General features: G+C 71.5%; 27 protein-coding genes. 10 read left to right on the top strand and 17 right to left on the bottom strand.

The features are described from left to right. Window positions 1–16 precede the first annotated feature (16 nt). The gene (locus tag MUY22_RS13330) at window positions 17–949 is read right to left on the bottom strand and encodes an NAD-dependent epimerase/dehydratase family protein (protein ID WP_247063857.1); all 933 of its coding nucleotides are present in this window, start codon (window positions 947–949) and stop codon (window positions 17–19) included. A gap of 89 nt (window positions 950–1,038) precedes the next feature. Beyond that, window positions 1,039–2,172 carry a DegT/DnrJ/EryC1/StrS aminotransferase family protein gene (locus MUY22_RS13325; protein WP_247059894.1) on the bottom strand — a complete coding sequence of 378 codons (1,134 nt, stop codon included), beginning with the start codon at window positions 2,170–2,172 and terminating at the stop codon, window positions 1,039–1,041. 127 nt (window positions 2,173–2,299) lie between these two features. On the opposite strand from MUY22_RS13325, the gene MUY22_RS13320 reads away from it, so the two are divergent. Then, window positions 2,300–5,395: a BTAD domain-containing putative transcriptional regulator gene (locus MUY22_RS13320; RefSeq protein WP_247059892.1), complete on the top strand. Its 3,096-nt coding sequence runs from the start codon at window positions 2,300–2,302 to the stop codon at window positions 5,393–5,395. Here MUY22_RS13320 and MUY22_RS13315 read toward each other — a convergent pair. Further along, on the bottom strand, window positions 5,370–5,861 hold the full coding sequence (locus tag MUY22_RS13315; protein WP_247059890.1) for a nuclear transport factor 2 family protein: 492 nt from the start codon (window positions 5,859–5,861) through the stop codon (window positions 5,370–5,372). The two genes, MUY22_RS13320 and MUY22_RS13315, sit on opposite strands and share 26 nt — an antisense overlap. Next, the gene (locus MUY22_RS13310; RefSeq protein WP_247059888.1) at window positions 5,858–6,454 is read right to left on the bottom strand and encodes a TetR/AcrR family transcriptional regulator; all 597 of its coding nucleotides are present in this window, start codon (window positions 6,452–6,454) and stop codon (window positions 5,858–5,860) included. Before MUY22_RS13310 ends, MUY22_RS13315 begins: the two co-directional genes overlap by 4 nt. A gap of 94 nt (window positions 6,455–6,548) precedes the next feature. Between MUY22_RS13310 and lhgO the strand changes: the two genes are divergently transcribed. After that, window positions 6,549–7,733, top strand: coding sequence for an L-2-hydroxyglutarate oxidase (lhgO, locus tag MUY22_RS13305; protein ID WP_247059886.1), 1,185 nt, complete (start codon window positions 6,549–6,551; stop codon window positions 7,731–7,733). Window positions 7,734–7,736: 3 nt separating this feature from the next. On the opposite strand, the gene MUY22_RS13300 is transcribed toward lhgO, so the two are convergent. Together MUY22_RS13300 and serS are read right to left on the bottom strand one after the other, a co-directional pair. Next, window positions 7,737–8,741, bottom strand: a complete 1,005-nt coding sequence (locus MUY22_RS13300; protein WP_247059885.1) for a DUF3558 family protein — start codon at window positions 8,739–8,741, stop codon at window positions 7,737–7,739. A gap of 69 nt (window positions 8,742–8,810) precedes the next feature. Then, window positions 8,811–10,073, bottom strand: coding sequence for a serine--tRNA ligase (serS, locus tag MUY22_RS13295; protein ID WP_247059884.1), 1,263 nt, complete (start codon window positions 10,071–10,073; stop codon window positions 8,811–8,813). 120 nt (window positions 10,074–10,193) lie between these two features. Between serS and MUY22_RS13290 the strand changes: the two genes are divergently transcribed. Then, window positions 10,194–11,486, top strand: coding sequence for an aspartate aminotransferase family protein (locus MUY22_RS13290; protein WP_247059883.1), 1,293 nt, complete (start codon window positions 10,194–10,196; stop codon window positions 11,484–11,486). A 167-nt stretch (window positions 11,487–11,653) separates the two neighbouring features. Here the strand turns inward: MUY22_RS13290 and MUY22_RS13285 are convergent, their stop codons facing one another. The 4 genes from MUY22_RS13285 to MUY22_RS13270 form a co-directional block, all read right to left on the bottom strand. Continuing rightward, window positions 11,654–12,559, bottom strand: coding sequence for a haloalkane dehalogenase (locus MUY22_RS13285; RefSeq protein WP_247059882.1), 906 nt, complete (start codon window positions 12,557–12,559; stop codon window positions 11,654–11,656). A gap of 71 nt (window positions 12,560–12,630) precedes the next feature. Continuing rightward, entirely contained in the window at window positions 12,631–13,083 is a 453-nt protein-coding gene (locus MUY22_RS13280) for a DUF350 domain-containing protein (RefSeq protein WP_247059881.1), read from the bottom strand. A 44-nt stretch (window positions 13,084–13,127) separates the two neighbouring features. Beyond that, window positions 13,128–14,294 carry a glutathionylspermidine synthase family protein gene (locus tag MUY22_RS13275; RefSeq protein WP_247059880.1) on the bottom strand — a complete coding sequence of 389 codons (1,167 nt, stop codon included), beginning with the start codon at window positions 14,292–14,294 and terminating at the stop codon, window positions 13,128–13,130. Continuing rightward, window positions 14,295–14,846 carry a hypothetical protein gene (locus MUY22_RS13270; RefSeq protein ID WP_247059879.1) on the bottom strand — a complete coding sequence of 184 codons (552 nt, stop codon included), beginning with the start codon at window positions 14,844–14,846 and terminating at the stop codon, window positions 14,295–14,297. Between the two features lie 154 nt (window positions 14,847–15,000). Between MUY22_RS13270 and MUY22_RS13265 the strand changes: the two genes are divergently transcribed. The 3 genes from MUY22_RS13265 to MUY22_RS13255 all read left to right on the top strand — a co-directional run bounded on the left by MUY22_RS13265 (window position 15,001) and on the right by MUY22_RS13255 (window position 17,000). Beyond that, a complete protein-coding gene (locus tag MUY22_RS13265) occupies window positions 15,001–16,059 on the top strand; it encodes a septum formation family protein (protein WP_247059878.1) in 1,059 nt (352 codons plus the stop codon). Further along, window positions 16,059–16,409 carry a metallopeptidase family protein gene (locus tag MUY22_RS13260; RefSeq protein ID WP_155548455.1) on the top strand — a complete coding sequence of 117 codons (351 nt, stop codon included), beginning with the start codon at window positions 16,059–16,061 and terminating at the stop codon, window positions 16,407–16,409. Before MUY22_RS13265 ends, MUY22_RS13260 begins: the two co-directional genes overlap by 1 nt. A 108-nt stretch (window positions 16,410–16,517) precedes the next feature. Beyond that, a complete protein-coding gene (locus tag MUY22_RS13255; RefSeq protein ID WP_247059875.1) occupies window positions 16,518–17,000 on the top strand; it encodes a hypothetical protein in 483 nt (160 codons plus the stop codon). 2 nt (window positions 17,001–17,002) lie between these two features. Here MUY22_RS13255 and MUY22_RS13250 read toward each other — a convergent pair whose 3' ends face one another. The 3 genes from MUY22_RS13250 to pheA all read right to left on the bottom strand — a co-directional run bounded on the left by MUY22_RS13250 (window position 17,003) and on the right by pheA (window position 19,341). Continuing rightward, on the bottom strand, window positions 17,003–17,647 hold the full coding sequence (locus MUY22_RS13250) for a DUF4232 domain-containing protein (RefSeq protein ID WP_247059874.1): 645 nt from the start codon (window positions 17,645–17,647) through the stop codon (window positions 17,003–17,005). Between the two features lie 171 nt (window positions 17,648–17,818). After that, the gene (locus tag MUY22_RS13245; protein ID WP_247059873.1) at window positions 17,819–18,436 is read right to left on the bottom strand and encodes a histidine phosphatase family protein; all 618 of its coding nucleotides are present in this window, start codon (window positions 18,434–18,436) and stop codon (window positions 17,819–17,821) included. Beyond that, a complete protein-coding gene (gene pheA, locus MUY22_RS13240) occupies window positions 18,433–19,341 on the bottom strand; it encodes a prephenate dehydratase (protein ID WP_247059872.1) in 909 nt (302 codons plus the stop codon). Before pheA ends, MUY22_RS13245 begins: the two co-directional genes overlap by 4 nt. 98 nt (window positions 19,342–19,439) lie before the next feature. Between pheA and MUY22_RS13235 the strand changes: the two genes are divergently transcribed. The 3 genes from MUY22_RS13235 to MUY22_RS13225 all read left to right on the top strand — a co-directional run bounded on the left by MUY22_RS13235 (window position 19,440) and on the right by MUY22_RS13225 (window position 21,463). Beyond that, window positions 19,440–20,054, top strand: coding sequence for a macro domain-containing protein (locus MUY22_RS13235; protein ID WP_247059871.1), 615 nt, complete (start codon window positions 19,440–19,442; stop codon window positions 20,052–20,054). 110 nt (window positions 20,055–20,164) lie between these two features. Next, window positions 20,165–21,097 carry a type I pantothenate kinase gene (coaA, locus tag MUY22_RS13230; RefSeq protein ID WP_247059870.1) on the top strand — a complete coding sequence of 311 codons (933 nt, stop codon included), beginning with the start codon at window positions 20,165–20,167 and terminating at the stop codon, window positions 21,095–21,097. Window positions 21,098–21,307: 210 nt separating this feature from the next. Continuing rightward, complete coding sequence (locus tag MUY22_RS13225; RefSeq protein ID WP_247059869.1) at window positions 21,308–21,463, top strand: hypothetical protein; 156 nt, start codon at window positions 21,308–21,310, stop codon at window positions 21,461–21,463. A gap of 1 nt (window position 21,464) precedes the next feature. Here the strand turns inward: MUY22_RS13225 and MUY22_RS13220 are convergent, their stop codons facing one another. From MUY22_RS13220 to MUY22_RS13210, 3 genes are all read right to left on the bottom strand, one after another. Then, window positions 21,465–22,976 (bottom strand): hypothetical protein, encoded by a 1,512-nt coding sequence (locus MUY22_RS13220; RefSeq protein ID WP_247059868.1) that lies wholly within the window; start codon window positions 22,974–22,976, stop codon window positions 21,465–21,467. 190 nt (window positions 22,977–23,166) lie between these two features. After that, entirely contained in the window at window positions 23,167–24,501 is a 1,335-nt protein-coding gene (locus MUY22_RS13215; RefSeq protein WP_371827611.1) for a hypothetical protein, read from the bottom strand. Between the two features lie 88 nt (window positions 24,502–24,589). Then, window positions 24,590–25,522 carry a nitrate- and nitrite sensing domain-containing protein gene (locus MUY22_RS13210; protein ID WP_247059867.1) on the bottom strand — a complete coding sequence of 311 codons (933 nt, stop codon included), beginning with the start codon at window positions 25,520–25,522 and terminating at the stop codon, window positions 24,590–24,592. A 136-nt stretch (window positions 25,523–25,658) separates the two neighbouring features. Here MUY22_RS13210 and MUY22_RS13205 point away from each other — a divergent pair, with 136 nt between their 5' ends. Next, complete coding sequence (locus tag MUY22_RS13205; RefSeq protein ID WP_247059866.1) at window positions 25,659–25,976, top strand: nucleotide pyrophosphohydrolase; 318 nt, start codon at window positions 25,659–25,661, stop codon at window positions 25,974–25,976. Here MUY22_RS13205 and MUY22_RS13200 read toward each other — a convergent pair. Continuing rightward, window positions 25,973–26,311 (bottom strand): DUF3024 domain-containing protein, encoded by a 339-nt coding sequence (locus tag MUY22_RS13200; protein WP_247059865.1) that lies wholly within the window; start codon window positions 26,309–26,311, stop codon window positions 25,973–25,975. The genes MUY22_RS13205 and MUY22_RS13200 overlap by 4 nt on opposite strands. Window positions 26,312–26,319 lie beyond the last annotated feature (8 nt).

Raw genomic sequence — 26,319 nt, 5'->3', positions numbered from 1 at the left:
GGGCCCGCGGCGGTACTCACTCGGAGTCCTTGACCAGCTGTCGCATGCCTTCTTCGACAGTGATCCGCGGCTCCCAGCCGAGCACGTCGCGGGCGCGGGTGATGTCGGCGGCGCGCCGCGAAACCAGCACGTCACGCTCGTTGAACAGCGGCTCGACGTCGACGCCGACGGCCTCGATCAGGATCTTGGCCAGCGCCGCGATCGAGGTGTCGATGCCGGTGCCGATGTTGATCGGCAGGTTCGCCTGCTCGGACTCCAGCGCGGCGACGACGGCCCGCGCCAGGTCGGTGACGTGCACGAAGTCCATCGACTGGTCGCCGCGGCCGTCGATGATCGGCGGCTGGCCGGCGCGCAGGCGCTGGATGAAGTGGTTGATCACCGAGGTGTAGTACGCCTCGATCTTCTGGCCGGGGCCGTACACGTTGAAGAAGCGCAACGCGTTCCAGGACAGGCCCTTCTGGCGCTCGTAGAAGCCGAGCATGTCCTCGCCGGCGCGCTTCGAGATGCAGTACGGCGTGAGCGGCTTGAGCTCGTCGTCCTCGTGCATCGGCAGCCGCTTCGGCTCGCCGTAGACCGACGCCGTCGACGCGAACACCAGGCGCTCGACGCCTTCGTCGGCGGCCGCGGCGAACACGTTGTGGTTGCCGGTCATGTTGATGTCGAACGACTCGTGCGGGTCGGCGATCGACTTGTTGATCGAGACCGTGGCGAAGTGGATGACGTGGGTGCAGCCACGCATGGCCTCGCGCACCGCGCCGCCGTAGCGGACGTCCTTCTCGACCAGCTCGACCTTGCCGGTGGCGACGAACTCGTTGACGCGCGCGCGGTCGCCGCGGGTCATGTTGTCGAAGATGCGGACGGTGTAGCCGCCCTCGATGAGCAAGGGGATTACGTGTGCGGCGATGAACCCACCGGCCCCCGTGAACAAAACCGTTTTCGGGGGGTCCAGGGGGGCTCGCCCCCCGGCCGGGGCCTGGGGCTCGGCCCCAGAAGACACGACCTTCTTGTCGGACACCAAATTCTCCTCGGTCGGTGGCTTCAGGACAGGGACTGCACGGCGGCGCGCACGACCTCGCCGACGCGCGCCACTTCGGCGTCCGTCAGGTTGGCGTGCATGGGGATGGCGAGCTGACGCGCGAACGCGTCGGCCGACACGGGCAGCGGGGTCTGGGGGCCGTAGATCGGCTGGAGGTGGGAAGCGTAGGTGCCGAAGTTGCACTGGACGCCCTGCTCGCGGATGCGCAGGGCCAGCTGGTCGCGGCTGACCTCCGGCGCGACCGTGAGCAGGTAGGCCTGCCACGGGTGCTCGCGGTCGGGCAGCTCGACGGGGACGGTCAGCGCGTCGACGTCGTCGAAGGCCTCGTGGTAGCGCTTCGCGACCGAGCGGCGGGCGGCGAGGAGGTCGGGCAGGCGGTCGAGCTGGACGTTCATGATCGCGGCCTGGACGTCCGACATGCGGAAGTTGTAGCCGAGCTCGTGGAACTCCGGGATCGGCAGCGTGGTGGAGCCTTCGCGGCTGATCGCCGGTTCGATGCCGTACGTGTGGAGCTTGCGGGCGTGCGCGATGAGGTCTTCGCGGTCCGAGACCAGCGCGCCGCCCTCGCCGGCCGTGATGCCCTTGCGGCCGTGGAAGGAGAACGCGGCCAGGTCGGCGAGGCTGCCGGCCGGGCGCGTCTTGTACGTCGCGCCGGCGGCGCACGCGGCGTCCTCGAACAGCCAGAGGCCGTGCTCGTCGGCGAGCGCGCGGTACTCGTCGAAGTCGCCCGGCTGGCCCGCGACGTCGACGGCGAGGATGCCGACGGTGCGCGGGGTGATCAGGGTTTCGACGTGCGCCGGGTCGGCGCTGAAGACGTCCGGGCGGATGTCGGCGAAGACCGGCTTCGCGCCGGCCTGGACGACGGCGTGGCCGGTCGCCGGGAAGGTGTAGTCGCCGACGATCACCTCGTCGCCCGGCTGGACGCCGAGCACCTTGAGACCGAGGAAGAGCGCCGATCCGCAGTTCGCGGTGGTCAGCGCGTGCGCGGTGCCGGTGACCTGCGCGAACCGTTCCTCGAAACGGCGGCACGCGGGACCGGCCCCGGCCAGCCAGCCGGAGCGGAAGACTTCGGCGACGGCGGCGAGCTCTTCCTCGCCGACGGTCGGCTGACCTAGGGCAATGCTGTCGGGCGACATACCTCTCCCATTGCGTGGGGACCCGGCGAAGTGTATATACGTACGCTCAGCTGATTCACAGGCCCACGCCGAACCCCACTTTCGAGTGATCCCCACCATGCGCCTGACCACGCCCTACGCTGGGCGCATGCGATTCGGGGTCCTGGGGGCCGTCACCGCGTGGCACCCGGACGGCGCACCAGCGGCGGTGGGCGGTCCGCGCTCGCGCACGCTGCTGGCCCTGCTCGCCCTCGACGCCGGGCGCTTCGTCCCGGCCGAGCGGCTGATCGACGGCGTGTACGGCGAGGAGCCGCCGGACGGCGCGGCCAACGCCCTCCAGTCCCAGGTGTCACGGCTGCGGACGGCGTTGAAGGACCTGGCGCCGGTCGAGTTCACCGCCGCGGGCTACCGCCTGGTCGTCGAACCGGACGAAGTGGACGTCCACCGCTTCGAGCGTCTCGCGCGCGAAGGGCGCGCGCTGCTGAAGGCCGGCTCGCCCGCCGCGGACGTCCTGGGCGAGGCCCTGGCGCTGTGGCGCGGGCCCGCGTTCAGCGACCTGGCGGACGCGCCGTTCGCCGCCGCCCAGGCCGCCCGGCTCGACGAGCTGCGGGCCGAGGCGGCCGACGACCACGTCGAGGCCCGGCTGGCCATGGGCCAGGCCGAAGACGTCCTCGCCGGCCTGCGCGAGACCGTCGCCGAGCGGCCGCTGCGGGAACGGCCGCGCGCGCAGCTCGTCCGGGCGCTGCACGCCGCGGGCCGGTCCGCCGACGCGCTCGCCGCGTTCGAGGACGCCCGCCGCACCCTGGCCGACGAGCTGGGCGCCGACCCCGGCGCGGAACTCGCCGAAGCGCACCTCGCGGTGCTTCGCGGCGAAACCGAGAAGCCGGCGATCTCGGCGCTGCCCGCGCAGCTGACCTCCTTCGTCGGCCGTGACGACGAGCTGCGGCAGGTCTCGGAGCTGCTGGCGCGCGCCCGGCTCGTGACGCTCACCGGGCCCGGCGGCACCGGCAAGACACGCCTGGCCGTCGAGGTCGCGGCGACCGAGACGGGCCCGGTCGCCTTCGCCGAGCTGGCGCCGCACGGGCCCGCGGACGTCGCCGGCGCGGTGCTGACCGCGCTGGGCCTGCGGGACACCCCGCTCCGGCAGCGCGAGGCGCAGGACCCCGCCGACCGGCTGATCGCGGCGTTGCGCGACCGCACGACGCTGCTGGTGCTCGACAACTGCGAGCACGTCGTCGACGTCGCGGCCCGGCTGGCCGGGCGGCTGCTCGGCGCGTGCCCCGGGCTGCGGGTGCTGGCCACCAGCCGCGAGCCGCTCGGCATCACCGGCGAGCAGCTGGCGCCGGTGCCACGCCTGGCCGTGCCGCCGCCCGGGACGTCCGCCGCGCGGGCGGGCGAGTTCGCGGCGATCCGGCTGTTCGCCGACCGCGCGGCCGCGAGCGATCCCGCGTTCGCCGTCGACGAGTCGACGATCGGCGACGTCCAGCACATCTGCGCCGCCCTCGACGGCCTGCCGCTGGCCCTGGAGCTGGCCGCGGCCCGCGTCCGGCTGCTGCCGCCCGGCGAGATCGCGGCCCGGCTCGACGACCGGTTCCGGCTGCTCGCACGCGGTAGCCGGACAGCCGAGCAGCGGCACCGGTCGCTGCGCGGCGTCGTCGAATGGAGCTGGGACCTGCTCGGCGACGAGGAGCGGGAGCTCGCGCGGCGGCTGACGGTGTTCCCCGGCGGCGCGACCGTCGCCGCGGCCGCCGAGGTGTGCGGTGCGGACGTCGACCTGCTGCCGGAGCTGGCCGACAAGTCGCTGGTCGAGGCCGTCGGCGGGCGGTTCCGGATGCTGGAGACGATCCGCGCGTTCTGCGCCGGGAAGCTCGGCGAAGCGGGCGAGACGGACGCCCTGCACCGCGCGCACGCCGAGTACTTCCTGCGGTTCGCCGAGGAAGCCGACCCGATGCTGCGGACGGCGGCGCAGCTGGAGTGGCTGGCCCGCATCGACGCCGACTACGACAACATCCTCGCGGCCCTGCGCTGGGCGGCCGAGGCGGACGTCGTGATCGCGTTGCGCATGGTCACGCCGCTGGCGATGTACTGGTGGATGCGCGGCCGGCGGTTCGAGGGCGCGGTGGTGTCGCTGGAGGTCGTCAAGCGCTGCGGGCCGGAGGTGCGGGCGGAGTACCTCGAGGAGTTCCTGCTCTGCCTGCTCACCGCGCTGGCCGGCATGCCGAACGAAGAGGCGCTCGCGCCGCACGTGCCGATGGCGCAGCGGTACGCCCGGGACTCGATGTGGATGCCGCGGCACCCGATGCTGATCATGGTGCTGGCGGTGGTGGTCGGACCGCCCGCCGACGACGCGGAGCTGTACGGGCGCGGCGAGGCGATGCTGGCGCACGGCGACGCGTGGAGCTGGGCGCTGGTGCCGACCGGGCTCGGCCTGCGGTCGATGATGACCGGCGACCTCCGCCAGGCCGAGGAGGGCCTGCGCGAAGGCGCCGTGCAGTTCCGGGCGCTGGGCGAGCGGTGGGGCCTGTCGATGGCGCTGGATCACCTTTCCCAGCTGCTGAGCTGGCGGGGCGAGCACGCCGAGGCGCTGGTGAAGATGGACGAGTCGCTGGCCCTGATGCACGAACTGGGCGCGACGGACGATGTCGCGGACCTGATCACGCGCCGCGCCTGGACCCGGGTGCTGCAGGGCGACCACGACGGCGCGAAAGCGGACTACGAGCTGGCCGCGTCGACCGCCCGCCGCTCGGGCATGCCGGAGTCCCGGGCGGCGGCCTACGTCGGTCTGGCCGACCTGTCCCGGCTGGCCGGCGACCTGCCCACGGCGCGTGCCTTCTGCGAACGCGCCCTGGCGGAGTGCGACGGCGGGTCGTTCGCGGCGGAGACGGCCCACGCGCGCGCGTTGATCTCGCTGGGCTGGCTGGCGCTGACGGAGGGCCGGGTTTCCGACGCGGCCGAGTCGCACCGGAAGGCGCTGCTGCTGGGCCGGCACTGGCACGCGGGCGACGTCGTGGCGTTCGCGCTGGAGGGCCTGGCCGGCGCGGCGACCCACCCGGACCAGGCGGCGGTGCTGCTGGGCGCCGCGGCGGCGGTCCGCGGCACGGCGATCAGCGGCGACCCGGACGCCTCGGCCGTCCGGGCCCGGGTGCGGGAGTCGTTGGGAGCGGCGGGTTTCGAGCGGGCTTACGGCGTCGGACTGGGGATGAGCGCGCAGAAGGCGCTCACGACGGCCGGACTGGCGGACTGACCAGCGGGACCGCGTACCGGTCCCCCGACTTCACCATCGCCAGCAACGGCTTCGTCAGCACGCTCAGCACCCGCGCGGCCCACCGGCGGCCGTTGCGCCGGGCGATGTCCGGGCCGAACCGGTCCATCAACGCCACCAGCCCCGGCAACGTCCGCACGAACAACGTCACCTCTTCGATCAACCCGGCGGAGTTCAACCGCAGCAACGCCGCTTCCTCGATCGGCTCGCCGCCGATGCGTGCGGTGTAGACGACCACGCGGGTCCGGTCGTCGCCCACGTCCGTGTGGAAGCGGATCTCCGTCAGGTGGGTGTACGCCACCTCGATCAGCGCTCGCAGCTCCGCGTGCCCGGTGAAACGCACCCGCGAAGTCAGCGGTGAGTGCAGCACCGCGTCCGGGGCGAACGCCGTCATCGCCAAGTCGGCATCGCCGGTTTCGGCCGCGAGCCGGTAGGTCTCGGTGCTCATCGCTCCCCCTTGGTCAGCGTGGCCAGGCCGCGCCACAGCAGGTCCACCGTGAGCGCTACGACCTCGTCGCGCGGGACTTCCCGGTGGCGCCACCACCACGTCGCCACCGCGTTCAGCGCGCTCTTGCTCGCGTCCGCCAGGACCTCGTCGGCCAGCTCGCGCGGGATGCGGGCGGTCAGGTCGAGGCTCGGGATGCCGCGGAACAACGCCGTCAGGCCGGCCGTCGCCCGGTCCTGGCCAGCCCGGTGCGTCGCCGCGACCGCCGGGTCCGACGGCGGCTCCGCGAAGATCATCCGCCAGCCGCGCTCGTGGGTTTCGATCCACGCGAAGATCGCCGACACGCGGCTGCGCAGCAACACTTCCGGGTCATCCGAGGGCGGCAGCTCGGCCCAGCCCGCGAGCAGATCGTCCACTTCGGACTCCAGCAGGGCCGCGTACAACCCGGCCTTCGCCGGGAAGTGGTCGTAGAGCACCGGCGTGCTGATTCCGGCCGCTGCCGCGACTTCGCGCATGCCGGCCGCGGCGTAGCCCGCCGAGGCGAACACCTCGGCGGCCGCGGCGACGATCAGCTCGCGCCGCGCTTCCCGGGTCAACCGCTTACCTGACATCGGTTAGGTACCGTACCTGACGGACGTTAGGTAACGCCAGGGGCGGCGCGCACCAGGGACTCGCGTAGCCTGGTCGATCGTGCGCAACGTGGTGGTCGTCGGGGGCGGGATCGTCGGTCTGGCTGTGGCCTGGGAGCTGACCAGGCGCGGGCTGGACGTCACCGTGCTGGAGAAGGAGCCGCGGTGGGCGGCGCACCAGACCGGGCACAACTCGAACGTCGTCCACGCCGGGCTCTACTACAAGCCCGGCTCGTTCAAGGCGCGGATGTCCGTCGCCGGCAACCGGTCCATCGTGGACTTCGCGCGCCAGTACGGCGTGCCGGTCGAGGTGTGCGGGAAGCTCGTCGTCGCCACCGACGAGAAGGAGATCCCGGCGCTCGACACGCTCGCCGAGCGGGCCGAGGCCAACGGCGTCCCGGCCAAGAAGATCTCGCCCGCCGAAGCGCGGGAGTACGAGCCCGAGGTGTCCTGCGTCGCCGCGCTGCGCGTCGAGTCGACCGGGATCATCGACTTCCCCGCCGTCTGCGCGGCGCTCGTGCGGCTGCTCGACGAAGCCGGCGTCGACCTGCGGCTGAACAGCCCCGCGATGGCCATCCGGGCCGGCGCGAACGGCGGCGTCGAGGTCGCGACCGGGTCCGACGTCATCGTCGCGGACGGGCTCGTCAACTGCGCCGGCCTGCACTCCGACCGCGTCGCGCGGCTGGCCGGGCTGACGCCGTCGGCGAAGATCGTGCCGTTCCGCGGTGAGTACTACGAGCTCAAGCCCGAACGCCGCGGCCTGGTCAAGGGCCTGATCTACCCGGTGCCGGACCCGACGCTGCCGTTCCTCGGCGTGCACCTGACCCGGATGCTCGACGGCAGCGTGCACGCCGGCCCCAACGCCGTGCTCGCGCTGCGCCGCGAGGGCTACCGCTGGGCCGACTTCTCCGCGAAGGACGTCGCCGAGGTCGCGGCCTTCCCCGGCGTCTGGCGGCTCGCGAAGAAGTACGCGTTGCCGACCGGGCTCGACGAGGTGCGGCGCTCGTTCTCGAAGAAGCGCTTCGCCGCCAGCCTCGCCCGGCTCGTCCCGGCCGTCACCGAGGACGACATCGTCCGCCACGGCTCGGGCGTCCGCGCGCAGGCGATGCGCCGCGACGGCTCGCTCGTCGACGACTTCCTCATCGAGACCGCGCGCGACCAGGTGCACGTCCTGAACGCGCCATCGCCGGCCGCGACGAGCGCGCTGGAGATCGCGCGCCACATCGCGGACCAGGTCTCGGCCTGAGGCTCAGCCCGGCAGGTTCGCCGTCACCAGCGGCAGGCCCTGCTTGACGACGTCGCACGTCTTGGTGTCGTCGCCGATGAACCCGCTGACCACCTGCACCGACGACGTGTCCGTGATCGGCAGGGTCGCGCCGCAGGTCGCGCGCAGGCCGCCCATGTTCGGGAAGACGCCCCACTTCTTGCCGCCGACGTCGACGGTCTCGGTCGGCTGGACGTCCTGCGTGCCCGGCCACTCGGCCACCGGGGTGCTGGGGCCGACCCAGACCTCGAACGCCTTCTGGCCGTCGTCGCCGTCGGTGTCGTCCCACAGGCAGTAGGACGAGTTCGGCACCACGGTCGAGACGGTCTTCTCGCCGCTCGGCGAGATGTTCTTCAGCTGCGCCAGCTGTTCCGGCTTCATCAGCGTGCACGGGTCGACCGACAGCAGCGGGCCGCCCGGCTCGGGCTTCGCCGACGTCGACGGCGTGATCGAGGGCGCGTCCTGGCCGCCCGGCAGGTGCGAAGCGACCTGGGGGATCGCCGGTTTCGCCAGCGCGCAGGACTTGGCCAGGTCCGTGCCGGAGACGCTGACGTAGGCGAACGACTTCTCGCCCAGCACGGTGTAGAGCGAACAGTCGCCGGCCAGGATCGACGCGTACTGCGTCCAGCTGAAGCCGCCGATCCGCTCCGGCGAGGACTTCGGGACGGCGCCGGCGAGGTACTCGTCGATGCTGATGTCCACCGCCATGCCGACGTTCAGCACCGACGACATCTCGGCGTCGTCCTTCGAGTTCCAGAGGCACATGGCCGCTTGGTTCCGCGACTTGTCGCTCGGCACCGACCGGCCCGCCCCCTGGTAGCCGAGGGCGTCGACCTGCTCCGGGGTCAGCAGCGAACAGGCGTCGACGACCTTGGTCACCGGCCCCTGGCCCGGCACCGGCGACGCCGACCCGCCGACCGTCACCGTGCAGCCGGTCACCACGACCGCGGCGGCCGCCAGCGCGACCACGGCCTGCCACTTCATGCGCATCCGAAGAATCCTCCCGTTCGGCCCGGACCTTACTGGGCCGAACGGGTGCGCACCTGGCATAACCGCAAATCAGCGGGGCGTGAGGACTTCCTTGCCGCCGACGAACGGGCGCAGCGCCTCGGGCACGCGCACGGAGCCGTCTTCCTGCTGGTGGTTCTCGACGATCGCGACGATCCAGCGGGTGGTGGCCAGCGTGCCGTTGAGCGTCGCGGCGATCAGCGGCTTGCCGTTTTCGCCGCGGTAGCGGACCGAGAGGCGGCGGGCCTGGAACGTCGTGCAGTTGGACGTCGAGGTCAGCTCGCGGTAGGCCTCCTGGCTCGGGACCCACGCCTCGCAGTCGAACTTGCGGTGCGCGGACGTGCCGAGGTCGCCGGTGGCGGTGTCGATGACCCGGTAGGGCACCTCGATCTTCGCCAGCATCTGCTCTTCCCAGTCCAGCAGCCGCGCGTGCTCGGCCTCGGCGTCCGCCGGCTTGGTGTAGACGAACATCTCGACCTTGTCGAACTGGTGCACGCGGATGATGCCGCGGGTGTCCTTGCCGTACGAGCCGGCCTCGCGGCGGTAGCAGGACGACCAGCCCGCGTAGCGCTTCGCGTCGTCGTTCAGGTCGAGGATCTCGTCGGCGTGGAAGCCGGCGAGCGGCACCTCCGACGTGCCGACGAGGTACAGGTCGTCGTCCTGGAGGTGGTAGATCTCGCTCGAGTGCTGGCCGAGGAAGCCGGTGCCGGCCATGATCTCCGGGCGCACCAGCGACGGCGTGATCATCGGTGTGAAGCCGTTTTCGAGCGCTTGCGCGATGGCCATGTTGAGCAGGCCGAGCTGCAGCTGCGCGCCGACGCCGGTGAGGAAGTAGAACCGCGAGCCCGACACCTTCGCGCCGCGCTCCATGTCGACGCCGCCGAGCGCTTCGAGCAGCTCGAGGTGGTCCTTCGGGGTGAAGCCGAGCTTCGTCGGCTCGCCGACGTGCTTGACGACGGTGAAGTCGTCCTCGCCGCCGATCGGCGCGTCCGGGTGCACCAGGTTCGGCACGGTCCGGAAGAGCTGGTCGAACTCCTCCGACGACGTGTTCTGCTCCGCCTCGGCTGCCTTCACCTGGGCCGCGAGCTCCTTGGCCGTGGCCAGCAGCTGCTGCTTCTCCTCGGGCGGCGCCTTCGGGATCTGCTTGCCCAGGATCTTCTGCTCGTTGCGCAGCTTGTCCGCGGCCGCGATCGAAGAGCGGCGCCGGGAGTCGAGGGAGAGCAGCTTGTCGACCACTCCTTCGTCCTCGCCACGGGCGCGCTGCGACGCGCGCACGGCTTCCGGGTCATCGCGCAGAGTCCTGGGGTCAATCACGAAGACAGAGGGTAGTCCGTACAGACTGTGCGCCCGTCAGCGGTTGTCCCGACAGTCTGATCGTTGAAGCTCGGTTCGCGGGCTCCCCATACTCCAAGGAGACCCCGAGGAGGCGCCCCGATGACCGACGAGCTGCTCGCCCGCCACCGCGCTGTGATGCCGTCCTGGATGTCGCTGCTCTACGAGGAGCCGATCGAGATCGTGCACGCGCACGACCGGCGGATGACCGACTCGCAGGGCCGCACCTACCTCGACTTCTTCGCCGGCGTGCTGACGAACTCGATGGGCTACGACGTCGCCGAGATCGGTGACGCGGTCCGCAAGCAGCTCGACACCGGCATCCTGCACACCTCGACGCTGTACCTGATCCGCTCGCAGGTCGAGCTGGCCGAGCGGATCGCTTCGCTGTCGGGCATCCCGGACGCGAAGGTGTTCTTCACGAACTCCGGCAGCGAGGCGAACGACACGGCGCTGATGCTCGCGACGCAGTTCCGGCGCAGCAACCAGGTGCTGGCGATGCGGAACTCCTACCACGGCCGGTCCTTCGGGACGGTCGCGATCACCGGCAACCGCGGCTGGTCGGCGTCGGCGCTGAGCCCAGTCAAGGTCAACTACGTCCACGGCGGCTACCGCTACCGCAGCCCCTTCCGCCACCTGTCCGACGCGGCGTACATCGACGCCTGCGTCGCCGACCTGGTCGACGTCCTCGACACGGCGACCGCGGGTGACGTCGCCTGCCTGATCGCCGAGCCGATCCAGGGCGTCGGCGGCTTCAGCCTCCCGCCGGACGGCCTGTTCCGCGCCATGAAGGAAGTCCTCGACTCCTACGGCGTGCTGTTCATCTCGGACGAGGTCCAGACGGGCTGGGGCCGCACGGGCGAGCACTTCTGGGGCATCGACGCGCACGGCGTGACGCCGGACATGATGACGTTCGCGAAGGGCCTCGGGAACGGCCTGGCGGTCGGCGGCGTGGTCGCCCGCGGCGACGTGCTGGACTGCTTCCAGGCCCAGTCGTTCTCGACGTTCGGCGGCAACCCGGTCTCGATGGCCGGCGCGACGGCGGTGCTGGACTACATCAAGGACCACGACCTCCAGGCGAACTGCGCGGCCCGAGGCCGTCAGCTGCTCTCGGGGTTGCGGGCGGCTGACTCGCCGATCGTGGCGGAGGTCCGCGGCAAGGGCCTGATGATCGGTATCGAGCTGATCAAGCCGGGCACGACCGAGCCTTTCGTCGCCGCGGCGGCCCGGATGCTGGAGGAGACGAAGAAGCGCGGCCTGCTGATCGGCAAGGGCGGCCTGCACGGAAACGTCCTGAGGCTGGGCCCGCCGATGACGTTGACGGCGGAGGAAGCCCAGGAGGGCCTGGACATCCTGGTGGACGCCTTGGCAGCCACCCAGACAGCGCTCGCCTGACCTGAGCAGCCCCCGATTCAAGCCTAGCGAGCAGCCCCGACAACCCGGGGTCAGGAAAAGCCGTGAAGGCCTCCTTACCGGCCATAAGAGCCGGTAAGGAGGCCTTCACGGCTTTCGGGCGAGCGGAACTGTCGGACCCTCCCGGTAGCGTGGAAATCGGGGGCTGCTCAGCTCCGGATGAAGCGCACCACGTGCTCGGCCAGCTCCTCGCCCGCGTCTTCCTGCAGGAAATGGCCCGCTCCGGCGATCACCGGGTGCGTCAGCCCCTGCGCGCCCTTCAGCGACGTCTGCAGCACCGGGGCCAAGCCGCCCGTGATCGGGTCGCCGTCGGAGAAGGCCACCAGGAACGGCAGCTCCAGCTCGGTCAGGACCTCCCACGCGGAGCGGTTCGCCGCGGATGCCGGGTTGTCCGGGCGGAACGGCACCAGGCCCGGCATCGCCCGCGGGGCGGCCTTGTACATCTCGTTCGGGAACGGCGCGTCGTACGCCGCGCGCACCTCGTTCGACAAGGACGTCTTGCAGCCCGACTGGACGAAGCGCGAGACGTCCAGCACCTGGGCCTTCTCGACGGCTTCGCGGAACGCGTGCCACACCGGCGGCATGTCGTGATCGCCGGTCGGGAGGCCCGTGTTGGACGCGACGACGCGCGCGAAACGTGACGGGTGCTTGGCGACCAGGCGGAGGCCGATCAGGCCACCCCAGTCCTGGCCGACGAGGGTGACGTCGTGCAGGTCGAGGGCGTCGAAGGCGAACCCGCGCATCCACTCGACGTGCCGGGCGTAGGTGTGGTCGACCATGTCGCCGGGCTTGTCGGACCGGCCGAAACCGACCAGGTCCGGCGCGATGGCGCGCAGCCCCGCGGCCGCCAGCACCGGCAGCATCTTGCGGTAGAGGTACGACCAGCTGGGCTCGCCGTGCAGCAGCAGCACCGGCGGGCCGTCCGCGGGGCCGGCCTCGACGTAACCCACTCTGATGAGGCCGCCGTGCGGGTCGTCGAGCTCGACGTACCGCGGCTCGAAGGGGAAGTCGGGCAGGTCCGTGAACCGGTCGTCCGGTGTCCTCAGCAGGCGCACGAACTCCACGCTAGTGGGAACAAGAGAGCCGGGCCACGGACGTGGCCCGGCTCACCTGGATGCGCGAAAGGTCAGGAGATGCCGACCGCCACCACGAGGCCCAGCCCGATGTGCGCGGCCGCGACGACGATGCTGACCGGGGCGAACTTCTCGCTCTCGATGGTCGACGCCACGTCGATGCGGGTCGCCCACTCCAGCAGCCGGACGGCGATCACCTGGACGGCGATCCCGAGCAGGCCGTAGACCAGCGAGGTGATGAGGCCCTCGGTGAGGTCGCTCGCCGAGTTGAAGATCGCCACGACGACGATGAACGCCATCGAGAGCAGCCCGGACGCGGTCACGATCACCGCGTTCGGCAGGCCCTGCGTGACCAGCTTCGACAGCTTGCCGGGCGTGGTCCAGTCGATGGCGTAGAAGCCGGCGAACATCAGCAGCAGGCCGATGACGCCGTAGAGCAGGATCGCGCCGATCCCCCGCACGAGGTCGGAGCCGAACGTGTCGGACAGCGCAAGGGTCGTGTTCACGAGTTGTCTCCCAGAGAAAAGAGCTGATCAGCAGCGGTGTTGTATCACGACTCGGGGATGCGATGTGGGACGAATGCGGCACCGTCGTCGGTGACCAGGCCGCCGGTCTCCCGGATGCCCAGCCCCGCGGAGCTGTCGCCGACGATCCACGCGCCGAGCGCCGGCCGGTAGCCGTCGAACTCGGGCAGCGGGTCGAACGCCTGGTAGACGAAGCCTTCGGCGCCGTAGACGCCGTCGGTCTGGGTCTCGTAGCCGGGGGCGACGATCTGGACGTTCGCGCCCTCGCGGCCCAGTTTCGGCTTGCGGACGTACTCGGTGAGCAGGCCGGGGTCGTCGGCGAACGCGGGCAGCAGGTTCGGGTGGCCCGGGTAGTTCTCCCACAGGATCGCCAGCAGCGTCTTGTTGGAGAGGATCATCTTCCAGAGCGGCTCGACCCACAGCGTCCGCGGCAGCGACTCGACGGCGTTGCGGCCGAACTCCTCGTCGACCAGCCACTCCCACGGGTACAGCTTCAGCACGGTCGCCATCTGCTGCTCTTCGAGGTCGACGAACCGCTTGAGCACCGGGTCCCAGCCGACCTCCTCGATCGCCAGGCCCACGGTGTCCAGGCCGGCCTCGGCCGCCGTCTCCTGCAGGTACGCCGTGGTGACGTTGTCCTCGCCGCTCGGGTCGGCCGCGGACCAGGTGAAGTGCAGCTCGTTCGACGGCAGCTTCTCCTGCAGCGACGCCCACCGCTCGACGAGCTTCTCGTGGATCGAGTTCCACTGGTCGTCGTCCGGGAAGACGTCGGTCTTCCAGTGCCACTGCAGCAGCGACGCCTCCAGCAGCGTGGTCGGCGTGTCCGCGTTGTACTCGAGCAGCTTCGCGGGCGAGCGGCCGTCGTAGCGCAGGTCGAACCGGCCGTAGACGTGCGGGTCCTGCCGCTTCCACGACTCGGCGATGTGCGGCCAGACCCACTCCGGGATGCCGAACCGCTGGTAGCCCTCGGTCGTCACGACGTTGTCGACGGCTTCCAGGCACATCGAGTGCAGCAGTTCGACGTCGGCTTCGAGCGAGAGCACCTCGTCCATCTCGAAGACGTAGTGCACGGACTCGTCCCAGTACGGCCGCACGCGGCCGCTGCTGTCACGGGCCGGCGTGCCGTAGACGAGCCCCTGCTCCTCGACGATCCGCTGCCAGTCGCGCCGCGGCTCACGCCGGTCCCGGTACACCTAGGATCCCCCGCTCTTGCCGCTGCCGCCGGTCCCGCCGGTGCTGCCGCTCTTGCCGCTGATGCCGAAGCCGCCGCGCTGGACGGACTTGCCCGACTTGGTGTTGACGTTGGTGCGCGACGACGGCGCGTCGAAGGAACCGCCGGACACGCGCTGACCGATGGTGCCGGTGCCGCCGTAGTTGTAGCGGTAGCTGTTGTAACCGCCGCCGCCGATCGGCAGGAACAGGAAGCCACCGCTGGAGTACCCGCCGTGACTGGTCACGTAGGTCTCGTCGCAGTTGTCGTCGCCCTGGACGATGCCGTTCGAGTCGGTGCAGACGGCGGTGACGTCACCGGCCGGCTTCGCGACCGAGTAGAACGTCGCGACCAGGCCGACGAGCCCGACCGTGACGCCGCTGCCGATGAGGATCTTGCGCCGGGTGGCCGCCTTGGCGTCCGCCTGACGGGCCAGTTCCTCGTCGCGTTCTTCCTGGGCGAGCGCCTGCTGGCGGGCTCGCTGTTCGGCGAGCGAAGGCTCGCGCCGTTGCGTGCTGGAGTCCTGGAACCTCATGGAACCGCGCTTCGGCGGCTCCGGGGGCGGCTGGTCCCCAGTGTTGTTGTCCTGCGTCATATACGCTCCGTAATCACCGGCCACCACGAAACCGTGACCACCCTAACCACCCGGATCGCGCACGTCGCGCGCGACGCGGGCATCATGGACTGCGATGTCTTCCAGCGCCGATCGGTTCCCTACCGCCACGCAGACGCTGCGCACCCGCGTCGTGATGGGCGGGATCTTCGCGGGCGCGCTCATCGCGCTCGCCCTCAGTGTCGTCTTCTCTTGGAGTGACGGCATCGCAGGCGGGGCCGGCGGTGGGGCCGGCAAGCTGTCGGCCGCCGCCGAAGAGGCCTTCCACTCACCCCCTGGCAGCTGCCTGACCTGGGACAACCCGGACGCGAGCGACGCGCGCAAGGTCGTCTGCACCCAGCCACATCTGTTCGAAGTGACCACGCTCGTCGACATCGGCGCCCAGTTCCCGGAGGGCGCGCCGACCCCGACGCTGGACCAGTGGCAGCAGATCGCGCAGCAGAAGTGCACCGCCGACGTGAAGCCGTACCTCGGGCACAACCTCGATCCGTACGGAAAGCTCACGACGAACCTGCTGCGCCCGACGGCGTCGCAGTGGGACGACGGCGACCGCCAGCTGCGCTGCGGCCTGCAGTGGGCCGGCCCCGGTGGCAAGCTGCTGCCGACCACCAGCCCGGCGAAGGAGCAGGACCAGTCGCTGGTCTTCGAGCCCGGCGCCTGCCTCGGGCTGCTCGGCAAGGGCGTCGGCGACCCGGTGGAGTGCACGAAGCCGCACTCCTACGAGATCATCGCGACCCTCGACCTCAAGTCGAAGTTCAAGGACGGCTACCCGAAGCAGGACGACCAGAAGACCTGGCTCGACACCGAGTGCACCAAGTCGGCCGCGGACTACACCGGCGGCGCCGACCTCGACGCCAAGCACCTCATCCTGACCTGGGACCTGCGTGAGCAGGAGAGCTGGGACGCCGGCTCGAGCAAGGTCAACTGCAAGGTGGCGGCGAAGCTCCCCGACGGCAGCGGCCTGCAGGCCGTGACCGGCAGCATCAAGGCCGCGCCGGCGGGCACCGACGGCGGCCAGCCGGGTGACGGCCCGCCCGCCGACGGCCCGCCGTCCGACGGCGGTGGCGGCCCGGAGACGTCGAGCTCCGCGCCACCGAGCTCGAGCGCGCCGCCGACCTCGAAGCAGAACGGCTGATGCCCGTCGAGATGAGCCGGGAACGGTTCGAGGAGCTGGTCTCGGAGGCCCTGGACGAGGTGCCGGCGGAGTTCGCGAAGGCGATGGACAACGTCGTCGTGCTGGTGGAGGAGTTCAACGACGAGGCGCCGGACATCCTCGGGCTCTACCACGGGATCGCGCTGACCGAGCGGACGTCGTCGTACGGCGGGGTGCTGCCCGACCGGATCTCGATCTACCGGCAGCCAATCCTGTCGATGTGCGAGGACGAGGACGAGGTCGTCGAGGAAGTCCTCATCACGGTCGTGCACGAGCTGGGCCACCACTTCGGCATCGACGACGCCCGGCTCCACGAGCTCGGCTGGGGCTGACCCGCACCGCTCGCCGGATGACGAATCGGCCTCAGCCGGGGCGCTTCCGCACCAGGATCCGTGAATGTGAGCTGGAATGTCTCATCACCCAGGTGGTGGGAGGCTGATATGCGCACCGTGGACCCCGGGACCGGCACCGACGCCGGTCCCGACTACGAAGAGATTTCGGCCGAGCCCGGCGAGGTCGCGGCCCCCGCGCCGCCGTCTCGCCGGTTGCTGGTGCTCTGCGCGGTGGCCGGGTTCGTGCTGGGTGGCGGCGTGCTCGGCCTGCTCTGGGGGCTGTCCGGGGTGCACGCCGGGGCGCTGGACGACGCCCTCGCGGCGTGCCAGGCGCTCGACCGCGTCGGCGACCTGCCCGACACGAGCCGTGACACGCAGCCGTCGCTGACGCCCGGGCTCACGCCCGAACGCCTTCACCGGGTCACCGCCGCCCGCGAGCTGTCCGCGGCGGCGGCCCAGGTCAACGAGAACTACCAGCCGCTGGCCGACCACATCGACGGAGTCAGCCGGATGGTGCTGAGCCTGCATTTCAACGACATCTCCGGCCAGCGGCACCTGGTACAGGCGCGGGAGATCTGCGCCCGCATCTAACCTCAGGACGGGTGGACCGTCTTCACCGCGAGCTGGTTGCCCGGGATCTTCGTGCTCGCGCAGCCGGTGCCCGGGGCCGGCACGAAGTTCGACGCCGTCTCCTGCGGCAGGTAGATCCGCAGGCCCTTGACCTCGGTCGGCTGGCAGGTGGCGGAGTCGAAGTTCCGCACGTTGACGAACTGGATGTCGGCCGCCGCGCTCTGGCCCGGGTTCAGCTTGACCGCGTTGCCCTTGGTGCCCTCGCGGAAGGCGTCCTTGCCGACCTGGTGGCCGTCGGTCCCGCCCACGTAGGAGACCCCGGGGAAGCCCTGGATCTCGCACGGCTTGCCACTCGAGTTCGTGATGACCAGCGACCGGTACAGCGAGCCGGCGCCCGCGTCACCCTGGCCGAGCGCGAGCTTGACGTCCCCGGACTTGCAGAGGCCGTTGTCCACGGGCGCGGCGGTCGGCGGCGACGTGGCCGGTGCCGGGTCGCTGGTGCTCGGCGTCGCCGTGGGGGCCGTCGAGGAGGTCGCGGACTCGGACGTCGAGGGTGTCGAGCTGCTCGCCGCCGGCGTCGTCCCGCCGCTGCCGCAGGCGGAAAGCGCGAGGACGCCCGCCGACGCCGCGACGACCGGGAACAACCGTGAAAGCCTCGTGCGAACCATGTCACTCGCCTCCCTGGTACTGGGTGCTACTAGTGGGTGGACGCACAGGCACCCCACCAGGTTGTTTCCACCCGTGAATCCCTCACGAACCCTATGCGGATCATGTCCGAAGTACCCGGCGATGACCTGCGCCAACCCGCCGAACTCACCCAGGCGTGTCAGGGCGGGATGTCAGAGCGGCGTGTCGACCCACGTGAGGCAGAACCACTGCGCGTCCGCTCGCGCCTGCAGCTCGACGATGCCCGTGTTCGGGATCAGGGCCGCGTTGGCGACGTCGGCGTGGACGTTGGGCGCCAGCCACTCGGCGCCGAGGCGGATCGCGCCGCCGTGGCTGACCAGTGCGACGACGCCATCCGGGTCGGCCTGCTCGTGCTTGGCGCGCAGCCGGCCCACGGCGTCGAGCATCCGGGTGCGGACGCTCGTGCCGTTCTCGCCGCCCGGCAGCGCCGGTTCGAGCTCGCCGAGCGTCCACTTCTTCACGGTGTCCATGTACGTCCGGATGGACGCGTGGTCGGTGGCGCCCTCCAGATCGCCGGCGCCGACCTCGTGCACACCGTCGACGACCTGCACGTCCAGCCCGAACTGCTTGGCCAGCGGCGCGGCGGTCTGCTGGGCGCGGGTCGCCCGCGACGCGTACACCGCGACCAGCGGCTCCTCGGCCAGCCGGCCCGCGAGCGCCGCGGCCTGCGACTGCCCCAGCTCGGTCAGCGGCGGCCCGGGCAGGGCGGTGTCCAGCGCGCCGCGGACGTTCCCGTCGGTCTGGCCGTGGCGGATGAGCAGCAGCCTCACGCCAGGTCCCCCTTGCGGACGGCGTCGGCCCACCCGGCCGCGTCGACGAAGTCGTCGTTGCCGAAGCCCGGCTCGAGCGTGGTCCGGGTGCCGTCGGCCCGCGGGTGCGAACCGAGGAACCGCAGGTTGCGGCAGTGCCGGCGCAACGCCGTGAGCGCGTCGAGGATCCGCGGCTCGGCCACGTGGCCCTCGAAGTCGATGAAGAAGCGGTACTCGCCGAAGTTGCTGCGCGTCGGCCGGGCGTCGAGGCGGGTCAGGTTGATCCCGCGGTCGGCCAGCGCGGTGAGCAGCTCGGCCAGCGTGCCGGTGCGGTTCACGGCCGCGGCCACCACCGACGTCCGGTCGGCGCCGGTCGGCTCGGGCAGATCGCCCGGCGGGCGGACCAGCAGGAACCGGGTCGCCGCGTCGGTGACGTCGGCGACCTCGGTGGCCAGCACCTCGAGGTCGTAGTGCTCGACCGCGACGGGCGCGCAGACCGCGGCGTCGAAGTCGCCCTGGAGCACGCCGACCGCGGCCGCCGCCGTCGAGGACGCCGCCACCGGCTTCGCGTCCGGCAGGTTCGCCTCCAGCCAGTCACGGACCTGGGCGAGCGCGTGCGGGTGGCTGGCGACGGTCCGTATCTCGCGGTCACCCGGCCGGGTGAGCACGCTGAAGTGGACCGGCAGGATCGCTTCGGCGATCGCGACCAGCGGCGTCGACTCGCTGAGCGCGTCGAGGGTCGTGGGCACCACACCTTCGACGGAGTTCTCGATGGGGACGCACGCGGCGTCCGCCTGGCCCGTGCGGACGGCCGTCATGGCCAGCCGGACGGTCTCGACGGGAATCAGTTCCTCGCCGCCGGCGAGGACCCGCGCGGCCTGCTCGGTGAAGGTCCCCTGGGGGCCGAAGTATGCGATCCGTGACACAACACCCAGGTTACGGGGCCCGGGCGTGGCCACATTCACTCGGACAGCCGGTACGTGACCCGGTTACGCCGGGTGGCATTTTTTGCGATGCTGGACGGGTGACCGCCGACTCGGGCACGCACGCCGGCCGCGAGGGCGCCCACCCGCCGGTTTCCCCTCGGTCCCCGGAGCTGGTGCTGTGCGCCGTCGATGAACCGCTCGCCACCGCCTGGACCACCGCCACCCGCACGCTGGGCGGCCGGATCCGGGTGCACCGCGGGTCGGTGCTCGACGTCCTCGCCCAGGCCGTGGTCAGCCCGGCCAACTCCTACGGCCGGATGCGTGGCGGCATCGACGCCGTCTACGCGCGGGCGTTCCCCGGCGTGGAGCAGTCCGTCCGCAGCGCCGTGCTGGCGTTCCACGGCGGTGAGCTGCCGATCGGCGAGGCCGTGATCGTGCCGACGGGCGAGGCCGAGCCGGCCTGGCTGATCAGCGCGCCGACCATGCGGGAGCCCGGCGAGGTGCTGCCCGCCGACACCGTGCACCCCTACCTGGCGGCGCGCGCGGTCTTCCTGAAGTGGCGCGACGGCGTGCTCGACGACGGCCCGGTGCGCGAAGCCGTCGAGACGATCGCGATGCCCGGGCTCGGCACCGGCATCGGCGGCGTGGACCCCGCGACGTGCGCGCGTCAGGTCGCCGCCGCGTGGGACGACGTCTTCGGTCACTCCAGGTGAACACCACCCGGTGGGGTGGACATCACAGCGCGTTCGGCGGCCGCAAGCCCTACCGTTGACGGACGCAGGTGAACGTCCGCCAGTGCAGGCGACGGCCGGAGGAGTGTGCGATGACCCGGGTCCGCGAACTCAGCCCCTATGTCGAGCTGCACCGGGAACAGTGGAAGGAACTGCGAAGTTCGACGCCGTTGCCGTTGACGGCGGAAGAGCTGCTGCGCCTGCGCGGCCTCGGTGAGCAGGTCGACCTGGCCGAGGTGGCCGACGTCTACCTCCCGCTCTCCCGCCTGATCAACCTGCAGGTCGCCGCGCGCCAGCGGCTCTACGAAGCGACCACGACGTTCCTCGGTGACGACTCCCGCGGCACGAAGGTCCCGTACGTCATCGGCATCGCCGGGAGCGTGGCGGTCGGCAAGTCGACCACCGCCCGCGTCCTGCGCACGCTGCTCGCCCGCTGGCCGGACCACCCGCGCGTCGACCTCGTCACCACCGACGGGTTCCTCTACCCGGGCGCCGAGCTGCAGCGCCGCGGGATCATGCACCGCAAGGGCTTCCCGGAGAGCTACGACCGCCGCGCGCTGCTGCGGTTCGTCACCGAGGTCAAGTCGGGTGCCGAGCGCGTCGCCGCGCCGGTGTACTCGCACCTCGCCTACGACATCCTGGCCGGCGAGGAGCAGGTCGTGCAGCGGCCGGACATCCTCATCCTCGAGGGCCTGAACGTGCTGCAGCCCGGCCCGCGGCTGACGGTGTCGGACCTGTTCGACTTCTCGATCTACGTCGACGCGCACACCGACGACATCCAGCGCTGGTACGTCGAGCGGTTCCTGAAGCTGCGGCACACGGCGTTCGCGGACCCGGCGTCGCACTTCCACCACTTCGCCGGCCTGCCCGACGACGAGGCCCGCGCCGAGGCGCGGCACCTGTGGCACTCCATCAACGAGCCCAACCTGATGGAGAACATCAAGCCGACCCGCCCCCGGGCGACGCTGGTGCTGCGCAAGGACGCCGACCACACCATCAACCGGGTGCGGCTCCGCAAACTCTGACGCTGTCACCGCGGCCGTTCACCCACATGTCGTCTTTTCCACTGTGGGCGAACGGCCGAGCACGCGTGGTGGCGCTCAGCTCCCGTTTCCCGGCCGATCGGCCGAGGTGACCCCCGCAGCCGTAACCGGTTGGCCGATACCGGCAACCGGTTCCGAAAGCGACCCTGAAGGAGTCAGGAAAACGGCTCTGAGCTGGGGAGGAGGCCCGCGATGTTCACGATGATCCTCACGTGGGTCGGTGCGGTGCTCGGTCTGGCCCTGCTGATCGCGATGGCCGCCGGGGCGTTCGTCGTCGACTTCGACGACAAGCTCCAGGAGCGGCACCACCGCACCAAGCCCGTCGAACCGGCGGGCCCCCTGCCCTGACTCAGGCCAGCTCGGCCAGAGCCTCCAAGTAACCGTCGGCGTCGTACTCGAGCTCTTCCGATTCGAGCAGGGTGCCCGCCAGCGCGTCGATCAGCCGGTCGAAGATCTCGACGCGGTCGAGCTCGCCCTCCTGCAGGCGCTGCACGGCCTGCCAGGCCTCGACGGGCTCGTCCTCCCACAGCTGGTCGACGACGGTCGCGCGCAGCACCAGGCGCTCTTCTTCCTCGTCCTCATCCGCCTCGGCGATGACGAGCGCGCGCCGCTGCTCGGGGTCGCCGGGGTCGAGGTCGACCTCCTCGTCGCCGATCTCCGCCGTCAGCGACGGCACGGCGAACATCCGGCGTTCCAGCGCGTCGGCCAGCTCGGACGGCGACAGGTCACCGACGTCGCCGAAGTAGCGCTCGAGCGGGGAGTCGTCCTCGTCGTTGTACTCACCCAGGTACTCGGCGACGGCCTCTTCGAGCGCCGCCGTCGCGGTCTCGGTCAGGCCGTCGCGCTCGGCCGCCCACTGCGCCCAGGCCAGCACCACCGGCTCGACGGCTTCCTCGTGCTCGGCGTCGAGCTCGTACTCCTCGCCCAGCAGGCCCTCGAGGAACCGCGCGAGCTTCTCCGGGCCGACGCGCAGCGGGTTCGCCGGGTCGGTGCGCAGGCCGTGCTCCAGCAGCAGGCCGCCGATCGCGCGCGCCGAACCGGCCTCCTCGCCGCTCGCCACGACGAACTGCTCGACGACGGCGGCCCGCTCGGTGCCGGACCACTCGGCCACCTCGGGCACGAGCGACGGCTCCGGCAGCGCGCGGCACCAGGTGAGCGCGACGGCGTGGAAGCGCGCGTAGTCCTCGCTGACGTCGGCCTCGTCGAGGTGGTCGGTCGTGTCGAGGCCGTCGGCGATCATGCGGTGCGCGTCGGCGGGGTCGACCGCTTCCAGCACGACCAGCTCGGGGTCGGCTTCGGCCTGTTCCCGCATCTCCTTGAGAACCTCACCCGGCTGGTCGATCACGACGAGGTCGCGCACCCGGCCGCCCTCGGTGAAGTCCAGCAGCGCGAGCAGGCCGTGCACCTGGTCGCCGTGGCCGAACACGATCAGCAGGGACGACTCGTCGCCGTAGACGTCGCCGGTGCGCCAGCACTCGCCCGCGGTGACGCGGCCCAGCCCGCCGGCCCACGGCGGCGTGGGGATGCCGCGGCCGAGGACGGTCTCCAGGCCGGCGTCGGCGGCCTTGCGCTCGACGTCGGTCTCCGCGACGACGGCCAGCGCGGCCAGCAGCGCGGCCGCACCCGGCGTGATCTTGCGCTGCGCGAAGGCGATCAGCTCCAGGCCGAGCGGCTCTTCGCCGTCTTCGAGCGGGACGTCGTGGAACTGGCCGAGCACCTCGGAGGCGAGCAGTTCGACGTCCACCGGCGCCGGGTCGGCGCCCATCGCCGAAAAGTCGTTCAGGACGTCCTTGAACAGACCGGTCACGCTGTGCGTGACGGGTTGGGGGGCCTTCTTGCGGGCGCGACTCACCGGGCTCATGGGTTCATGTTTTCACGCCTGCTTCCCGAGCAGGTCGCGGTGGCCCTGGCGCGGGTCCCACCGGCCGCTCGACGGGGAGGCGCCGAGCCGGACGGCGGAACAGGGCCACCGCGACATCACTGGCCAGAAGCGGTGTGACCGCCTTGGCGGGCTCGATGCCGGCGATGCACGTGCAAACCGGTTCAGCCGGTCAACGAGCCGCGCGCGGCGAGGTTACGGCTTTCGGCAGGGCGATGCGCGCGGCGCGGATTTCCGTGATCAGCCGCGTTTTCCGCTTGTGGTTTTCCACCAGCGTGCCGAGGTAAGCGGTGAATTCGTCCGGGGTCCCGGCGCGTTTGTGCAAGGCGCGCAACAGCTTCAGCCGGCGCGCGGCCTCCTGGTAGGACTGCGGGTCCTTGCGCTCGATGAGCTCGTCGACCGCCGCGCGGAACACCGGGATCGTCTCGGCCGGGTGCTCGGCCGACCGCAGCTCGGCCAGGTCGAGCCGGACCTGCGGCGATGCCTCGAACCGGACGCAGGCGCGCCAGGCCTCGTCGGGCCTGCCGTCCTCGAGCAGGACGCGCGCCAGCTCGTCGGCGCGCTCGACGCCGTCAGCGGCCAGCTCGCGCAGGCGGGCCAGCGCGGCCCGCCGCTGGACCGGCCACTTCCCGGCGTCCGCCGCGGCTTCGCGCAGCGCGGTGTAGGTCTCGCGGCCGGGCCGCTCGTCGAACTCCTTGCGGCGCCGCGAAACGTCGTCGTCCTGCTCCTGCGGGGGCGGCTGGACGACGTGCTTGTGCGGGGTGAGCGCGCGGGCGGCGTGCGCGATGGCCTCGCTGTGCCGGCCCGCGGCCCGCAGCACGCGCACGATCTTGAGGCTGACGTCGACGCGCGGCGGCTTGGCCGACAGGATCGCGACCAGCCCGTCGACGTCGCCGAGCACCTCGGCCAGCTGCTCCTGCAGGCGCTCGGCCACGTCGCGCCGGTGGCCGGGCCCGCTCGCGGCGAGTACGTCGTCCACAGTGGACTTGATCCGGCGGAGGCCGGGTTCGCCCAGCGCCGTCGCGAACTCGGCGAGGTCGATCACCGGGCGGCCGGGGCCGTCGAACTCGACCTCGATGATCCAGTCGGCCAGCTTCTCCGGGTCCGGCGGCCGGGCGGTGCACGCGCGGGCGTAGATCTCGACGGCCCGGTCCAGCCGGTCGCCGAGGTCGCCGGGGTGGTCGCCGGCCTGCTCGTACATCGCGCTGATGTCGTCGACCGTGCGCCGGGCCAGCGGCGCGAGATCGGCGCGGCTGCCGGCGTCGAGCATCCGCCGCAGGGTGTCGAGGACCGCGCCGACTTTCGCGGTGTATTCGACGTTCCCGTCGGACACCGCGGTGTCCAGGAGCCGGTGCGCCTCACTGACGTCACCGGATTGGGTCGCGGCCCGCAGTTCGAGTGAATGGCGTAGCTCAGGGTCACGCTCGGCCTGGGCGTGCAACAGGTCCGCCAACGTCTCCGCGTCCAAAGTGCGCAGGTAGGGGCGAAGATCCGAGGGGGGACTCACGCGCACCAGTCTGCCCCACGGCGACAAGGTGGCGTGTGGGCCAACCGCGTGCTCTTTTCGGAGTAGCCGATGACGTTCGGTGAGCGCCTCATCGGCGTCGCAGGCCTTCGAACACGGCTTTCATCGGCCACGGCTCGGGTTCCCGCGGCACCGGTGACCGTGTGTGGCGGGGCCGCGGGATCGCCGCGTGGGCCGCCGGGTGGATCGTCGGCACCATGATCGGCACGACCGGCACCGGCACCCGCGCCACCAACCGCCGGACGACGAGCAGCAGGAGCACGGCGCAGAGCAGGATCCCGGTGCTCGCCGCGAGCGCGCCGGCGAGGGTCCGGCGGCCGTCGTCGAGGGTCAGCTGCACGGCGTACTGGCTCTGCCGGGTGTAGAGCTGACCGAGCTGCAGCGAGACGGTGTAGGCGGCCCCGCGCCACGTGGATTCGGGGATGGGCAACGGTTCGGCGGCCGCGAGCGCGTCTTCGGCGGCGGCCAGCCTGCTCCAGTCGGCGCTGCGGGTGACGGCCTCGTAGGCCTCCCGGCCGGTCTCGGTGAGCTGCCCGGAGACCTGCGCGAGCTCGGCCCGGTAGGCGGCGACGGCCAGGACGAACGACCGCCGCGTCACGTCGTCGAGCCCCGCCAGCGCGAGGGAATCGGCGCGGTACATGCCTTCGGCCACGGAGAGCAGCTGGATCGCGGTGGTCTGCTGGTACCCGGATTCCGCGTCCGGCGCGCGTCGCGCGTAGTCGCGGAGCCCGGCGATCGTGGTGTCGATCCGCTGGGTGAAAATCGCGTACGCCGAGGACCGGTGGTCGGGCGTCGCCATCGCGGCCGCCCGCTGGCCCTGCAGGGAGACCACCGCCCGAGCCGTCCGATCGGCCGCGGCGGCCGTGTCCATCGCCTGCTCACGCGTCCGGACCGCTTGGTGGACCAGGAAACCCGCGATCACCAAAGCGACGACGACGAGAGCTGACCCGGGGATGAACGCGATGCCCAGCATGCGTCCACGCACGGATCGCAGGTACTTCAAGTACGTTCCCTTCCCAGCACCTGGCCCCGCAACCATCCCGACGGTGGTCAACCTATTGAGTGAGAGATTCACCGGTCAACGCCAGTCCGCCATACGGCCGTTAGCGGTCCGTGACCGCCCGGGGACAATCACCCCGGTGACCTTCGACGACGTGACCCAGCGCCTCCGCGACTTCGCGGCCGCCCGCTCCTGGGAGCCGTTCCACACCCCGAAGAACCTGGCGATGGCCTTGTCGGGCGAGGTGGGCGAGCTGACCTCGCTGTTCCAGTGGCTGACACCGGAGGAATCCGACGCGTGGCGCGCGGATCCCGCGCTGGAGAAGAACGTCCTGGACGAGATCGCCGACGTCACGCTGTACCTGCTCCAGCTGGCGGACCGCCTGGGCGTCGACCTCGCGGCGGCGGCGCACGCGAAGATCGACCGCAACGAGCTGCGCTTCCCCCCGCCGGCCTAACCCCAGAAGATCCCGTCGGGATTGCGATCGATCTCGGCCAGCAGGGGCGGCGGCGTACTGGCGACCGGCGCGTCCGGGTAGGTCAGCCACTTGCCGTTGCGATCGGCCCAGCGCACCGACCAGATCCCGTGCTCGTCGAGACGCAGCTGCGCGATCTTCTGTTCGGTCCACTCCGGCCCGGCTTCCGGCGACCAGGGCGCGCGGCACTCCAGGATCGTGACCGTCCGGCCCCGGGTCCGGCACTCGACCCGGACCTGGTCCAGGACCCGCTCGGGTACCCGCTGAGCGCACCACCGCTCGATCTGCCGCAGGGCCAGTTCCGGAATCGCCGCCATGGACCCAG

The sequence above is a fragment of the Amycolatopsis sp. WQ 127309 genome, assembly GCF_023023025.1.
Classification (GTDB): Bacteria; Actinomycetota; Actinomycetes; order Mycobacteriales; family Pseudonocardiaceae; genus Amycolatopsis.
The sequence above is the reverse complement of the archived record's forward strand: the minus strand, read 5'-3'. Positions and strand labels throughout refer to the sequence as shown.

Excerpts from the sequence above, each read along its gene's own strand:
- MUY22_RS13300 (WP_247059885.1), bottom strand. The coding sequence starts at position 8,741 with ATGCGCATGAAGTGGCAGGCCGTGGTCGCGCTGGCGGCCGCCGCGGTC.
- MUY22_RS13260 (WP_155548455.1), top strand. The coding sequence starts at position 16,059 with ATGCCCGTCGAGATGAGCCGGGAACGGTTCGAGGAGCTGGTCTCGGAG.
- MUY22_RS13200 (WP_247059865.1), bottom strand. The coding sequence starts at position 26,311 with ATGGCGGCGATTCCGGAACTGGCCCTGCGGCAGATCGAGCGGTGGTGC.
- MUY22_RS13325 (WP_247059894.1), bottom strand. The coding sequence starts at position 2,172 with ATGTCGCCCGACAGCATTGCCCTAGGTCAGCCGACCGTCGGCGAGGAA.
- MUY22_RS13225 (WP_247059869.1), top strand. The coding sequence starts at position 21,308 with ATGTTCACGATGATCCTCACGTGGGTCGGTGCGGTGCTCGGTCTGGCC.
- MUY22_RS13290 (WP_247059883.1), top strand. The coding sequence starts at position 10,194 with ATGACCGACGAGCTGCTCGCCCGCCACCGCGCTGTGATGCCGTCCTGG.
- MUY22_RS13320 (WP_247059892.1), top strand. The coding sequence starts at position 2,300 with ATGCGATTCGGGGTCCTGGGGGCCGTCACCGCGTGGCACCCGGACGGC.
- MUY22_RS13265 (WP_247059878.1), top strand. The coding sequence starts at position 15,001 with ATGTCTTCCAGCGCCGATCGGTTCCCTACCGCCACGCAGACGCTGCGC.
- MUY22_RS13250 (WP_247059874.1), bottom strand. The coding sequence starts at position 17,647 with ATGGTTCGCACGAGGCTTTCACGGTTGTTCCCGGTCGTCGCGGCGTCG.
- MUY22_RS13315 (WP_247059890.1), bottom strand. The coding sequence starts at position 5,861 with ATGAGCACCGAGACCTACCGGCTCGCGGCCGAAACCGGCGATGCCGAC.
- MUY22_RS13220 (WP_247059868.1), bottom strand. The coding sequence starts at position 22,976 with ATGAGCCCGGTGAGTCGCGCCCGCAAGAAGGCCCCCCAACCCGTCACG.
- MUY22_RS13270 (WP_247059879.1), bottom strand. The coding sequence starts at position 14,846 with ATGAGGTTCCAGGACTCCAGCACGCAACGGCGCGAGCCTTCGCTCGCC.
- coaA (WP_247059870.1), top strand. The coding sequence starts at position 20,165 with ATGACCCGGGTCCGCGAACTCAGCCCCTATGTCGAGCTGCACCGGGAA.
- MUY22_RS13255 (WP_247059875.1), top strand. The coding sequence starts at position 16,518 with ATGCGCACCGTGGACCCCGGGACCGGCACCGACGCCGGTCCCGACTAC.